The organism is Cupriavidus sp. IK-TO18 (genome assembly GCF_015549295.1).
Classification (GTDB): Bacteria; Pseudomonadota; Gammaproteobacteria; order Burkholderiales; family Burkholderiaceae; genus Cupriavidus; species Cupriavidus oxalaticus_A.
Window position 1 is genome coordinate 136,680 of sequence record NZ_JADGMP010000005.1, and the last position, 12,266, is coordinate 148,945.

Consider the following 12,266-nt stretch of genomic DNA (forward strand, 5'->3'; position numbering starts at 1 on the left):
GCGGCCTCAGCATAGTGTCTCCTCGCAGCGCAGGGCGTTGCGCAGGCGGACCGTCGTGGCGAACACGCGCCGGTTGGCGCGGTGCGTGTCGACCGGCGCTGCCTGCAGGTCGGCCAGGGCATCGTCAGCGCGCGCGCTCACGGCAGCGTCACGGGCAGCGCCGCGCTGCTCGCCCTGCAGCGCAAGCGCGATCTGCACCGCCAGTACGCGCTGCCATGCGTGCGCCCCCATGGCCTGGACCCGTGCCGCTGGCAGGAACGCATCTGGCTGACGGTCGCCATCCATGTCCACCCCGAAGCGCAGTTGCAGCGAGGCGACGCCACGGACCAGTGCCCCCGAAGTCCAGCCCTGTCCGTCGACCTGGCCATTGCGGCGGGACGGATAGCGGCACAGCAGTTGCGGCTCGCCGTCCGTGGCGGCGGCTATATAGAGCATGTTCGCCGCGACAAAACCCGTGGCGCCTTCGGCCCCCGCCATCCGTGCCGCCAGCGGATACCCGCTGCAATCGATCATCGTCTCGTCAGGCTGGCTCGGATCGCCGGGCTGGCCCTGGCCGCTGAACCGCACCAGCAGCACATCGCTGTTCGCGACGCCGTGGCGGGTGCACGTCGGCACTTCGGCGATGCCCGGCTGCCCGCAGTCGTCGGCGCCGCTGACGGCGGGCGGCGCCGACGCGTCGAGTGTGCCGGCATGCCAGCCGGCCTGGCGCAGCAGCGCGCTCAGGATGGCGAGCGCGCGCTGGCCGCGTTCTTCCAGCAGTACGCGCTCCGCCGCGCTGCGGTAGGCGGACAGTGCCACCTGCCACGCCGCCGTGGCGACGGCGGCGACAATGAGCCCGAGCGCCAGGCCGACCATGGCTTCGGTCAGCGAAAAGCCCTGGCCATGGCGGCGCATCGGAAGCGTTCGTATCGGAAGCGCTCTCATGGCAGCCCCGCGCCGGCACGGTTCAGAGGCAGTCCGGCCGGCCATGGCGCCAGTTCGGCCGACTCTGCCGTCCTGCGCGTGTCATGGCTAGCCTGATCCAGCGCTCGCTGCCAGCCGAGTCCCGTCGGCCCCAGGATTGCGAGCGATGCCAGGCCGGCGGTGAAGATCGCCAGCCCGCAGAGCGATTCGAACAGGATGTATCCGCGGATGGCGCCACGTGGAGGCAGGCAACGAGGAAGACAACGAAGCAGGCAACGAAGCAGGCGGCAGGGCAGGGCGAAGAGATGGTGCATGGCGCGCGGCGTCAGGGCATTTCGGGACCTCCACCGTATCCCGCCGCTGCCGTGCGCTTTGTAGACGCCTGATATGAATGCGCAAAATTTGGTAAGACCGCGATGAACCGGTCGCCAGCGCGACCACGGGCGATGTCATCAGCGTGATGGAAAAGGGCAATATCTGGGTTCCGTAGCCGCCGCGTCCGGACCATGGGCGGCATGACGCTGATCGGGCTGATGGTCGCGGTATCGATCCTCGGCATCCTCGCCGCGATCGCCATCCCCAACTGCACCGAGCATGTGCGGCGTCGCTACCGCACCGATGCGCGCGGCATGATGACCGAGGCGGCGCAGCAGCTGGAGCGCTTCCGCTCGGTCAACGGGCGCGATGACCAGGATACGGCCGGGGCGGCGTTTGCCTTGCCGGCAGCGTTGCGCACCTCGCCGCGCGACAGCAACCGGGTGCGCTACAACATCTCGCTGGTGGCCAGTTCGCTGACGGCGAACGGCTATGTGTGCAGGCCGTGCCAGTCAATGCGGCGGATGCCTGCGGCACCTCCTTGCCGGACCAGGCGGGCACGCGGCTGAACGCGGTCGGCGCGAATCCCGCCGCGTATCTGCAAGACTGCTGGGAACGTTGACGGTGGAGCAGGGCGCTCAGCGCTTGCTGTTGCCCGCGGTCACTTCGGCGAGCACATCGGAGAATTCGGAAACATCCTCGAAACTCCGGTACACCGACGCAAACCGGATATACGCGATCTTGTCGAGCTTGCGCAGCTCGCGCATCACCAGCTCGCCGACCTGGCTGCTGGGGATTTCCTTCTCGCCCAGCGACAGCAGTCTTTCCTCGATGCGGGTGATGGCTTCATCGATGGCCTCGGCCGAGACCGGGCGCTTGCGCAGCGCCAGGCGCATCGAATCCTTCAGCTTGGCGCGCGCGTAGTCGACGCGCGAACCGTTTTTCTTGACGATGGCGGGAAAGAACAGCTCGATCCGCTCATAGGTGGTGAAGCGGCGGTCGCAGGACTCGCAGCGCCGGCGCCGGCGCACGGCATCGCCGTCTTCCGACATGCGCGTGTCGAGCACCTGGGTATTGGAATGACCGCAAAAGGGGCATTTCATGCCGGACCACCTTCAGTTGAATTCCGTCGCCTGTTCCGCATGGATGTCCTGCGCAGGCGGGCGGGTTGGCGAGGCCCGCAAGCCGGACCGCCTGCGTGTGGCAGGGCGCGGCTTGCGGGGCTGCCGGCCACCCTCGCGGGTGGCCTGGAAGCATCAGCCGTAGACCGGGAAACGCTTGGTCAGGGCAGCCACCTGCTCGCGCACGCTGGCGATGTTGGCGGCGTCGTGCGGGTTCTCCAGCACGTCGGCGATCAGGTTGCCGACGATGCGGGCTTCTTCTTCCTTGAAGCCGCGCGTGGTCATGGCCGGCGAGCCCAGGCGCACGCCCGAGGTCACGAACGGCTTTTCCGGATCGTTCGGGATGGCGTTCTTGTTGACGGTGATGTGCGCCTCGCCCAGGATGCGTTCGGCGTCCTTGCCGGTGATGTGCTTGGCGCGCAGGTCGACCAGCATCACGTGGCTTTCGGTACGGCCAGAGACGATGCGCAGGCCGCGCGCGATCAGGGTCTCGGCCAGCACGGCGGCGTTCTTCACCACTTGCTGCTGGTATTCCTTGAACTCGGGGGTCAGTGCTTCCTTGAACGCCACCGCCTTGCCGGCGATCACGTGCATCAGCGGGCCGCCCTGGATGCCGGGGAAGATCGCCGAGTTGATGGCCTTCTCATGCTCGGCCTTCATCAGGATCACGCCGCCGCGCGGGCCGCGCAGGCTCTTGTGCGTGGTGGTGGTGACGAAGTCGGCGTGCGGCACCGGGTTCGGGTAGACGCCCGCGGCGATCAGGCCAGCGTAGTGGGCCATGTCGACCATGAAGTAGGCACCGATCGACTTGGCGACCTTGCTGATGCGCTCGAAGTCGATGCGCAGCGCGAAGGCCGAGGCGCCGGCGATGATCAGCTTGGGCTTCTTCTCTTGCGCGAGCTTTTCCAGCGCGTCGTAGTCGATGTCTTCCTGGGCGTTCAGGCCGTAGCTGACCACGTTGAACCACTTGCCGCTCATGTTGAGCGCCATGCCGTGGGTGAGGTGGCCGCCTTCGGCCAGGCTCATGCCCATGATGGTGTCGCCCGGCTTGAGCATGGCGAAGTACACGCCCTGGTTGGCCTGCGAGCCCGAGTTGGGCTGCACGTTGGCGGCCTCGGCGCCGAACAGCTGCTTGACGCGGTCGATGGCCAGCTGCTCGACCATGTCGACAAACTCGCAGCCACCGTAGTAGCGCTTGCCGGGATAGCCCTCGGCATACTTGTTGGTCAGTTGCGAACCCTGCGCGGCCATCACGGCCGGCGAGGTGTAGTTTTCGGAGGCGATCAGCTCGATGTGGTCTTCCTGGCGCTGGTTTTCCTTCTGGATGGCGGCAAAGACCTCAGGGTCGATCTGGTCGATCGTGAAACGGCTGCGTTCGAACATGGCGAGACTCGTCTGAAAAAAGGGAATCCGATTCAAGCATCGGGGGCATCGGTTAGGGCGCGCGGGGAAGGCTAGCGGCGACCGGCGCCGGCGGCACTTTGCAGCCGTCGGCGCAGGGCGCACCCTGCTTCCCATTCGCTGCCCAGGCGAGCGGCAGGCGTGTGAAACAACACGCCAGAGAACTTGCGCTTCCTCGTGGTAGTGCCCACTGACTTCGCCAGTCGCGCAAGATGGAATGGTTGCGCGCAGTGTAGCGCGTAGAGTGCGCCCGCCGCAAGCCGTCAACCCGCCAGCCAAGGCTGGTCAAGGGCTGGCCAGCAACTTGCTGTTGCAAACTCGTACTGCGGGTTTACACGAAACCGCGTTCGCTCTCCGTTACAATCGCGGCCATGACAAACTTTGTCTGGACCCTGCGGGTGTACTGGGAAGACACCGACGCGGGCGGCGTAGTGTTCTACGCCAACTACCTCAAGTTCTTCGAACGGGCCCGCACCGAGTGGCTGCGTTCGCTCGGTATCGAGCAGCAGGCGCTGGCCGACGAGGCCGGCGTGGTCTTCATCGTCCGTAGCACGGCGGTGGACTACAATGCGCCCGCCCGCCTCGATGACCAGCTCGAGATCCGCACGCGCATCGACCGGGTCGGCCCGGCCTCGGTCCAGTTCACGCAGGAAGCCTGGCGTGACGAGCTGATGCTTGCATCCGGCGCCATCCGCGTCGGATGTGTTGATCGAAGCACTTTTCGTCCCGCCCCGATTCCGGCCCCCGTCCTAGCTACCATCAAGTCCGCCCGATGAATCCCGTGACCGTCACGCAAGACATGTCGATCGTAACGCTGGTGCTCCACGCCAGCCTGCTGGCACAGGCCGTCATGGCGCTGTTGCTCGTCATGTCGCTGTTTTCGTGGACCTATATCTTCCGCAAGCACCTGGCATTGCGCTCGGCGCGCACCCAGACCGAAGGGTTCGAGCGCGACTTCTGGGCCGGCGGCGACCTGCAGGCGCTCTATAACAGTGCCGTCAACAACCGCCACAACACCGGCGCGCTCGAGCGGATCTTTGAATCCGGCATGGGCGAGTTCCTGAAGGCGCGCGAGCGCGGCAACGATTCCGGCGCGCTGCTCGACGCGGCCCGCCGCGCCATGCGTGCCGCCTACCAGCGCGAGATGGACGTGCTCGAGTCGCACCTGCCGTTCCTGGCCTCGGTGGGCTCGGTCAGCCCGTATATCGGCCTGTTCGGCACCGTGTGGGGGATCATGAACGCATTCCGCGGCCTGTCGAATGTGCAGCAGGCCACGCTGGCATCGGTGGCCCCCGGCATTGCCGAAGCGCTGGTGGCCACCGCGATCGGCCTGTTCGCGGCGATCCCGGCGGTGATCGCGTATAACCGCTATGCCACCGAAATCGACCGCCTGGCGATCCGTTTCGAAAGCTTCATGGAAGAGTTCCTGAACATCCTGCAACGGCAGGCGCGCTAACCGAATCCAAGACGGGGAGTCCGGGTGAGCGGCCCGGGCTCCCGTCGTTTCCAGGAGTCCTGCAATGGCAGCCATTCAGCGCCGCGGCGGTTCGCGCCGCCGGGCAAGCGCCGACATCAACGTCGTGCCCTATATCGACGTCATGCTCGTGCTGCTGGTCATCTTCATGGTGGCAGCGCCGATCGTGAGCCCCGCCACCGTGGACCTGCCCACCGTGGCCAACGCCACGCCGCAGCAGAAGGCGCCGCCGATCGTCGTCACCGTGCACGAGAACGGCGACCTGACCGCGCGCGGCAAGGACAACGCCGGCAATGCCTTCGAGCGCAAGCTCGACAAGCAGGGCCTGCTCGATTTCGTGCACCAGCGCCAGAACGAGAACCCGGACCAGCCGGTGGTGATCGCCGCCGACCGTTCGGTGAAGTACGAAGCCGTGCTCGATGTCATGTCGGTCCTGAAGGCCGACGGCATCAAGCGCGTGGGCCTGATGGTCAAGTCCAAGACTTCCTGACGCGTTGAACCCGCGTTGAACCCGCGTTGAACCCGTATTGAAGCCGCATTGATGCGCCCGACTGACAGCCATTGCGATTGCCGTTGCGCCCGATGAATACCGTCGCCGCCTATCCCTACCAGCCGGTGAAAGAGCGGGGAACCATGCGTTCCTTCGTGCTCGCGCTCGTCATGCACCTGCTGCTGGGCATCGTGCTGTATTACGGCGTGCACTGGCAGAGCAGCACGCCGGTCGGCGCCGAGGCCGAGCTGTGGGAAGAGGTTCCCGCCGCCACCGCGCCGCCACCGCCGCCGCGCGAACCTGAGCCCGAGCCGGTGGTGCAGCAGCGCCCGGTGCCGGCACCGCCGGCGCCGCAGGTGAAGAGCAAGGTCGAGGAAGACGCCGACATCGCGCTCGAGAAGAAGAAGCGGCAGGCCGAGGCCGCAGCGCGCGAGGAAGCCGAGCGCAAGGAAACGGCCCGCAAGGAGGCCGAACGCAAGGAAGCGGCGCGCAAGGAAGAAGCCCGGAAGGAAGAAGCGCGGAAGGAAGAAGCGCGGAAGGACGCGGCGCGCAAGGAAGCCGAGCGCAAGGAGGCTGAGCGCAAGGAAGCGCAGCGCAAGGAAGACGCGAAGAAAAAGGCCGCGCAGCAGGAGCAGGATCGCAAGGAACAGGCCGAGCGCGAGCGCAAGGAAGCCGCCGACGCCAAGGCCAGGGCCCAGGCGGACGCCAAGGCGAAAGCCCAGGCCGAGGCGAAGGCCAAGGCACAGGCCGATGCCAAGGCCAAGGCACAGTCCGAGGCGGCCGCCAATGCACAGCGCAAGAGCGAACTGGCGCGCCTGCAGGCGCTGGCCGGCGGCGGCGCCGGCGGTGGTGGCGTTGGCAGCACGACCGGCGCGGGCGCCGGCGGCGGCGGCAAGGCCTCGCCGGGCTATGCCGACCGCGTGCGCCGCCGGGTGAAGCCCAACATCGTGTTCACCGAAGACGTACCGGGCAACCCCAGCGCGGTGGTATCGGTGCGGCTGGCGCCGGATGGCTCGCTGATGTCGGCGCGGCTGTCCAAGTCCAGCGGCAATTCGTCGTGGGACAATGCCGTGCTGCGCGCGGTCGAACGTTCCGATCCGCTGCCGCGCGACGAGGACGGCAAGGCGCCGTCCAGCTTCACCATCACCTTCCGGCCGAAGGACTGAGTGACCGGCGCGCCATGATTTGCAACATAATGCAACCTTCATCGCCGGCTTTCAGTCCCATCGCTACGATGGCAGGTTGCCTGACGCAGCCGGCAGTGTGCAGACCGCACGCACAACGGGGATGCGCCATGCGCGGTCCTGCCCGTGTTGCCGTCTGCCTGATTCCTGCCGTGCCCGACGAATCTTGAAATCGACTGAGGAGCAGCATGCGAAAGCTTTGGGCCCCCAACTGGCTGTCCGAGAGGCGGCACCATGCAAACCAACGAGCCGCCCGCCGGGCGGGACGCCGCGCGCTGATGGCGTGGCTGGCCGCGGCACTGACCGTGGCCGCCGGCGCCGCGCACGCGCAGCTTAACGTTGAGATCTCCGGGGTTGGCTCGAGCCAGATCCCGGTTGCCACCGCCAATTTCCAGGGCGAGGCCCAGGCCCCGCAGAACCTGACCGCGATCATCCGCGCCGACCTGGCGCGCAGCGGCCGCCTGCGCAATGTCGACCCCGGCGGCGCCACGGTCGCGGAATCCGCCAATGTCGACCTGGGCAGCTGGAAGTCGCGCGGCGCCGACGCCTTCGTGGCCGGCAGCGTGACCCCCGCCGCGGGTGGCCAGTACGAGGTGCGTTTCCGCCTGTACGACACGGTCAAGGGCCAGAGCCTGGGCGGGCTGGCCTTCACGGTCAACCAGGGCCAGCTGCGCGTGACCGCTCACAAGATCGCCGACTACATCTACGAGAAGCTGCTGGGCGAGCGCGGCGTGTTTGCCACGCGCCTGTCGTACGTGTCCAAGGTGGGCGGCAAGTACCAGCTGCTGATCTCGGACTCGGACGGCCAGAACTCGCAGGTGGCGCTGACCAGCAACGAGCCGATCATCTCGCCGTCGTGGTCGCCGGACGGCCGCCGCGTGGCCTATGTCTCGTTCGAAGCCAAGAAGCCGGTGGTGTACGTGCACGACCTGGCCAGCGGCAAGCGCACGCTGGTATCGAACCAGAAGGGCAACAACAGCGCGCCGTCGTGGTCGCCTGACGGCCAGCGCCTGGCACTGGCGCTGTCGCGCGACGGCAATACCCAGATCTACCAGGTGAACGCCGACGGTTCAGGCATCCGCCGCCTGTCGCGCAGCAGCGCCATCGACACCGAGCCGCAGTACTCGCCCGACGGCCGCAGCATCTACTTCACCAGCGACCGCGGCGGTGCGCCGCAGGTCTATCGCATGCCCGCCGGCGGCGAAGAGGCCGGCGCGGCGCAGCGTGTCACCTTCAAGGGCAGCTACAACGTAAGCCCGCGCATCTCGCCGGACGGCAAGTACCTGGCGTACATCTCGCGCGCGGGCGGCTTCAAGCTGCAACTGCAGGACCTGAGCAACGGCGACGTGACGTCGCTGACGGATACGGCCAACGATGAGGCCCCGAGCTTCGCCGCCAACGGCAAGTACATTCTCTATGCCACCCGTGTGGGCGGTCGCGCGGTGCTGGCGGCCGTGTCCACTGACGGGCGTACCCGGCAGGTTCTGTCCCTCCAGTCCGGCGATGTTCGCGAGCCGTCCTGGGGTCCTTTCATGCAATAACAGGAGTCATTCACCATGCCTCAACTGATGACCAAAACCCTTGCCGTCGCTGCACTGCTGGCCCTGGGCGCCTGCAGCTCCGGCGTCAAGCTGGACGACACCGCCAACGGCGCCGGCAAGGCCGGCACGGGGGCGGACCCGCGCGCCGTCACGCCGGTGACCGCCGCCGATCCGCTGAACGACCCGAACAGCCCGCTGGCCAAGCGCAGCGTGTACTTCGACTTCGACAGCTACACGGTCAAGTCCGACTACCAGGGCATGCTGACCGAGCACGCCAAGTACCTGGGCAGCAACAAGGGCCGCAAGATCCTGATCCAGGGCAACACCGACGAGCGTGGCACCAGCGAGTACAACCTGGCGCTGGGCCAGAAGCGCGCGGAAGCCGTGCGCCGTTCGCTGGCCTCGATGGGCGTACCCGACGGCCAGATGGAAGCCGTGAGCCTGGGCAAGGAAAAGCCCAAGGCCACCGGCCACGATGAAGCCTCGTGGGCGGAAAACCGCCGCGCGGACATCAACTACTGATCTGCGGACTGACCCTCCATGAAAGCACGCGTTTCCACCCTGTTGTGGCTTGCCGCCGTCGCCGGCGGCGGCATGCTGCCGCTCACGCAGGCGCATGCCGGTGTGTTCGACGATGACGAGGCACGCAAGGCGGTCATCGGCCTGCGCGACCAGTTCAACGGTTTCCAGGCGACCGCCACGCAGCGCATCGAGCAGAACAGCCGCACCACGCTCGAGATGCAGAACCAGCTCGAGGGCATGCGCCAGGAAGTGGCGCGGCTGCGCGGCCAGAATGAAGTGCTGCAGAACACGGTGGACACGCTGCAGAAGCAGCAGAAGGACTACTACGCCGACCTCGATGCGCGCCTGAAGAAATTCGAGCCGCAACAGGTCACGGTCGAGGGCCGCGAAGGCGTGTCGCAGCCGGGCGAAAAGCCCGAATACGATGCCGCGCTCAAGCAGTTCCAGGCGGGCGACTTCAAGAGCGCCGGGAATTCGTTCTCGGCGTTCGTGAAGAAGTACCCGCAGAGCCCGTACCTGCCGCTGGCGCAGTACTGGCTCGGTAACTCGCTGTATGCGCAGCGCGACTACAAGGGGTCCACCTTCGTGCTGCAGAACATGGTCAACGCCAACCCGACGCACCCCAAGGTGCCGGACGCGATGATCGCCATTGCCAACAACCAGCTCGAGTCCGGCCAGAAGGCGGCCGCGCGCAAGACGCTGGAGCAGGTGGTGGCAAAGTACCCGGGCACCGAAGGCGCGCAGGCGGCGAACAACCGGCTGAAGACGCTCAAGTAAGCGTCGTCGGCGGCGCGCCGACCGCTGCTGCAAGGCTCGCCAAGGTTCGCTCTGGCGGGCCTTTTTCGTTTGTCGCGCTAGAATATGCGATTCGCCTGAATGTTCTTGCGCGCCGCCCCCGGTGCGCCCCCGCACCATGACCAAACGCGCCATCGTCCTGCTTTCCGGCGGACTCGACTCCGCCACCGTACTTGCCATGGCCCGCGCCCAGGGTTTCGAGACCTATGCGCTGTCGATGCGCTATGGCCAGCGCCATTCTTCCGAGCTGGAGGCCGCGAAGCGCGTGGCCGCGGCGCTGGGCGCTACCCGCCACGAAATCGTCGACCTCGACCTGCGCCGCTTCGGCGGTTCGGCGCTGACCGACGACGCGCTGGAAGTGCCGACCGACGGCGCCACCGGCGGCATCCCCGTCACCTATGTGCCGGCGCGCAATACCATCATGCTGTCGCTGGCGCTCGGCTGGGCCGAGGCCGTGGGCGGGCGCGACCTGTTCTTCGGCGCCAATGCGGTGGACTACTCCGGCTATCCCGATTGCCGGCCCGAGTACGTCGCCGCCTACGAAACCCTGGCCAACCTTGCCACCAAGGCGGGCGTCGAGGGCGACCGCTTCCGCGTGCACGCACCCATCATCGACATGATCAAGGCCGAGATCATCCGCGCCGGCATCGGCCTGGGCGTCGACTACAGCCTGACGGTGTCGTGCTACCAGGCCGACGACGACGGCCGGGCCTGCGGCGTGTGCGACTCGTGCCGCATTCGCCGCGCCGGCTTCGAGGCCGCCGGCGTGCCCGACCCGACCCGCTACCAGGGCGCCACCTGAACATTCCGACCCGAACGCCGCCAGAAGCCGTCCCCTCCCAACGACATGCCTGAAATCGACCTTGCCGCGCTCTCGCGCACCGTGCTGCTGAGCACGTTCGTCCTGACCTTCCTGTTCGGCGCGGTGCTGCAGCGCACGCACTTCTGCACCATGGGCGCGGTCTCCGACGTGGTCAACATGGGCGACTGGACCCGCGCGCGCATGTGGGGCCTGGCGATCGGCGTGGCCATGATCGGCACGGGCGTGCTGGCCTGGACCGGCGCGGTCGATCCGACCAAGACCATCTATGCCGCCAGCAAGCTGGGCTGGCTGTCGGCGCTGGCGGGCGGGCTGATGTTCGGCTTCGGCATGGTGCTGGCATCGGGCTGCGGCAGCAAGACGCTGGTGCGCATCGGCGCGGGCAACCTCAAGTCGCTGGTGGTGTTCGTGTTCCTTGGGCTGTCGGCGTACATGACGCTGCGCGGCCTGTTCGGCGTGGTGCGCGTCAATACCGTCGACGCGGTGGCGCTCACGCTGCCGACCACGCAGGACCTGCCGTCGGTGCTGGCGCAGGGCACAGGCGTGGCGCGCGGCGCGCTGCAGCTTGGGCTCGGGCTGCTGCTGGGCGGCGTGCTGGTGGTGTGGGCGCTGGCGGGCCGCGGCTTCCGCTCGTTTGACAACCTGCTCGGCGGCATCGGCGTCGGCCTGATCATCGTGGCAATGTGGTACGTGTCCGGCCAACTGGGCTACGTCGCCGAGGATGCGAATACGCTCGAAGAACTGTTTGTGTCGACCAACTCTGGCCGCATGGAAAGCCTGAGCTTCGTCGCGCCTTACGCCTATACGCTCGACTGGCTGATGATGTTCAGCGACAAGAGCAAGGTGCTGACCATCGGCATCGTCAGCGTGTTCGGCGTGATCGCCGGCGCGGCGGTCTATGCACTGGCCACGCGCACGTTCCGCTGGGAAGGCTTCGGCGATGCCGAAGACGTGGCCAACCATATGGTCGGCGGCATTCTGATGGGCGCGGGCGGCGTGACTGCGCTGGGCTGCACGGTGGGGCAGGGGCTGTCGGGGGTGTCGACGCTGGCAATCGGGTCTTTTATCGCGCTGGCCGGGATCCTTCTGGGTGCGGTGCTGGCGTTCCGCTACCAGATGTGGCGGCTGGAACGCATGGTTTGAATCGCGAACGCTTGACAGTTTGTAATCTGCCTCACTATAATCGCGGTTCTGTTTTTTCGGGTCGTTAGCTCAGTCGGTAGAGCAGCGGACTTTTAATCCGTTGGTCGCGTGTTCGAGTCACGCACGACCCACCAATATTTTCAAGGGCTTAGCTTCGGCTAGGCCCTTGTCCATTTGGGCTTGGGTAAGGCTGGGGTAAGGACTTGCCAAGCGTAAATAACCTTCTAAAGCCATCCGGAATGCCAAGAAGAGTTCTGGTGAGAATTGTGCATTTGTAGCCACAATAGCGCAATTGAGTGCGCTGGCGGCCCGACCGGGTTCAGGTGGTCGGAGGTTCAAATCCTCTCGCCCCGACCATACACAAGAAGGGTTAGCCGGTTAGTAGCGGCTAACCCTTTTTTCTTTCTGGCCGATTGACCCCAACAGATTGCGAGGATGGCCAGATGGACGGTCAGTACCGGGGCAGCGACTGAGCGCGGCGGCGTTCGCGTATCGGTAGGGTTCCTCATGGCCACCTCGATGGGATGCGGGGCGCTGCTGCAGGCGCGCCCCAATCG

The 12,266-nt window shown here is 66.6% G+C and carries 13 protein-coding genes, 1 tRNA gene and 1 riboswitch; of the genes, 11 read left to right on the top strand and 3 right to left on the bottom strand.

Translation table 11 applies throughout. From position 1 onward, the window contains the following. Nucleotides 1–6: 6 nt before the first annotated feature. On the bottom strand, nucleotides 7–894 hold the full coding sequence (locus IPF36_RS03075; protein WP_133092425.1) for a PilW family protein: 888 nt from the start codon (nucleotides 892–894) through the stop codon (nucleotides 7–9). 524 nt (nucleotides 895–1,418) lie between these two features. Between IPF36_RS03075 and IPF36_RS03080 the strand changes: the two genes are divergently transcribed. Continuing rightward, nucleotides 1,419–1,787, top strand: a complete 369-nt coding sequence (locus tag IPF36_RS03080; RefSeq protein WP_195427294.1) for a type IV pilin protein — start codon at nucleotides 1,419–1,421, stop codon at nucleotides 1,785–1,787. A 69-nt stretch (nucleotides 1,788–1,856) separates the two neighbouring features. Here IPF36_RS03080 and nrdR read toward each other — a convergent pair whose 3' ends face one another. Both nrdR and glyA read right to left on the bottom strand, forming a co-directional pair. Beyond that, nucleotides 1,857–2,321, bottom strand: a complete 465-nt coding sequence (nrdR, locus tag IPF36_RS03085; RefSeq protein WP_133092423.1) for a transcriptional regulator NrdR — start codon at nucleotides 2,319–2,321, stop codon at nucleotides 1,857–1,859. Nucleotides 2,322–2,474: 153 nt separating this feature from the next. Further along, entirely contained in the window at nucleotides 2,475–3,722 is a 1,248-nt protein-coding gene (glyA, locus tag IPF36_RS03090) for a serine hydroxymethyltransferase (protein WP_133092422.1), read from the bottom strand. 133 nt (nucleotides 3,723–3,855) lie between these two features. After that, nucleotides 3,856–3,957, bottom strand: a riboswitch (ZMP/ZTP riboswitch). A gap of 154 nt (nucleotides 3,958–4,111) precedes the next feature. Here glyA and ybgC point away from each other — a divergent pair. From ybgC to IPF36_RS03140, 10 genes are all read left to right on the top strand, one after another. Next, on the top strand, nucleotides 4,112–4,516 hold the full coding sequence (ybgC, locus tag IPF36_RS03095; RefSeq protein WP_029045460.1) for a tol-pal system-associated acyl-CoA thioesterase: 405 nt from the start codon (nucleotides 4,112–4,114) through the stop codon (nucleotides 4,514–4,516). Further along, on the top strand, nucleotides 4,513–5,196 hold the full coding sequence (tolQ, locus tag IPF36_RS03100) for a protein TolQ (protein WP_195427295.1): 684 nt from the start codon (nucleotides 4,513–4,515) through the stop codon (nucleotides 5,194–5,196). The genes ybgC and tolQ overlap by 4 nt, the downstream gene beginning before the upstream one ends. A gap of 64 nt (nucleotides 5,197–5,260) precedes the next feature. Continuing rightward, nucleotides 5,261–5,704, top strand: coding sequence for a protein TolR (gene tolR / locus IPF36_RS03105; protein WP_029045462.1), 444 nt, complete (start codon nucleotides 5,261–5,263; stop codon nucleotides 5,702–5,704). A gap of 92 nt (nucleotides 5,705–5,796) precedes the next feature. Beyond that, on the top strand, nucleotides 5,797–6,870 hold the full coding sequence (gene tolA, locus IPF36_RS03110; RefSeq protein WP_195427296.1) for a cell envelope integrity protein TolA: 1,074 nt from the start codon (nucleotides 5,797–5,799) through the stop codon (nucleotides 6,868–6,870). A gap of 206 nt (nucleotides 6,871–7,076) precedes the next feature. Continuing rightward, nucleotides 7,077–8,429 (top strand): Tol-Pal system beta propeller repeat protein TolB, encoded by a 1,353-nt coding sequence (tolB, locus tag IPF36_RS03115; protein ID WP_133092420.1) that lies wholly within the window; start codon nucleotides 7,077–7,079, stop codon nucleotides 8,427–8,429. Nucleotides 8,430–8,444: 15 nt separating this feature from the next. Beyond that, nucleotides 8,445–8,951, top strand: coding sequence for a peptidoglycan-associated lipoprotein Pal (gene pal, locus IPF36_RS03120; RefSeq protein ID WP_135705691.1), 507 nt, complete (start codon nucleotides 8,445–8,447; stop codon nucleotides 8,949–8,951). A gap of 18 nt (nucleotides 8,952–8,969) precedes the next feature. Further along, nucleotides 8,970–9,728, top strand: coding sequence for a tol-pal system protein YbgF (gene ybgF, locus IPF36_RS03125; RefSeq protein ID WP_195427297.1), 759 nt, complete (start codon nucleotides 8,970–8,972; stop codon nucleotides 9,726–9,728). A gap of 136 nt (nucleotides 9,729–9,864) precedes the next feature. Continuing rightward, nucleotides 9,865–10,548: a 7-cyano-7-deazaguanine synthase QueC gene (gene queC, locus IPF36_RS03130; protein ID WP_195427298.1), complete on the top strand. Its 684-nt coding sequence runs from the start codon at nucleotides 9,865–9,867 to the stop codon at nucleotides 10,546–10,548. Between the two features lie 45 nt (nucleotides 10,549–10,593). Continuing rightward, entirely contained in the window at nucleotides 10,594–11,709 is a 1,116-nt protein-coding gene (locus tag IPF36_RS03135; RefSeq protein ID WP_195427299.1) for a YeeE/YedE family protein, read from the top strand. A gap of 58 nt (nucleotides 11,710–11,767) precedes the next feature. Continuing rightward, a tRNA-Lys gene (locus IPF36_RS03140) sits at nucleotides 11,768–11,843 on the top strand. Nucleotides 11,844–12,266 lie beyond the last annotated feature (423 nt).

Coding starts and splice junctions, on each gene's coding strand:
- IPF36_RS03075 (WP_133092425.1), bottom strand. CDS start 894: ATGCGCCGCCATGGCCAGGGCTTTTCGCTGACCGAAGCCATGGTCGGC.
- IPF36_RS03080 (WP_195427294.1), top strand. CDS start 1,419: ATGACGCTGATCGGGCTGATGGTCGCGGTATCGATCCTCGGCATCCTC.
- nrdR (WP_133092423.1), bottom strand. CDS start 2,321: ATGAAATGCCCCTTTTGCGGTCATTCCAATACCCAGGTGCTCGACACG.
- glyA (WP_133092422.1), bottom strand. CDS start 3,722: ATGTTCGAACGCAGCCGTTTCACGATCGACCAGATCGACCCTGAGGTC.
- ybgC (WP_029045460.1), top strand. CDS start 4,112: ATGACAAACTTTGTCTGGACCCTGCGGGTGTACTGGGAAGACACCGAC.
- tolQ (WP_195427295.1), top strand. CDS start 4,513: ATGAATCCCGTGACCGTCACGCAAGACATGTCGATCGTAACGCTGGTG.
- tolR (WP_029045462.1), top strand. CDS start 5,261: ATGGCAGCCATTCAGCGCCGCGGCGGTTCGCGCCGCCGGGCAAGCGCC.
- tolA (WP_195427296.1), top strand. CDS start 5,797: ATGAATACCGTCGCCGCCTATCCCTACCAGCCGGTGAAAGAGCGGGGA.
- tolB (WP_133092420.1), top strand. CDS start 7,077: ATGCGAAAGCTTTGGGCCCCCAACTGGCTGTCCGAGAGGCGGCACCAT.
- pal (WP_135705691.1), top strand. CDS start 8,445: ATGCCTCAACTGATGACCAAAACCCTTGCCGTCGCTGCACTGCTGGCC.
- ybgF (WP_195427297.1), top strand. CDS start 8,970: ATGAAAGCACGCGTTTCCACCCTGTTGTGGCTTGCCGCCGTCGCCGGC.
- queC (WP_195427298.1), top strand. CDS start 9,865: ATGACCAAACGCGCCATCGTCCTGCTTTCCGGCGGACTCGACTCCGCC.
- IPF36_RS03135 (WP_195427299.1), top strand. CDS start 10,594: ATGCCTGAAATCGACCTTGCCGCGCTCTCGCGCACCGTGCTGCTGAGC.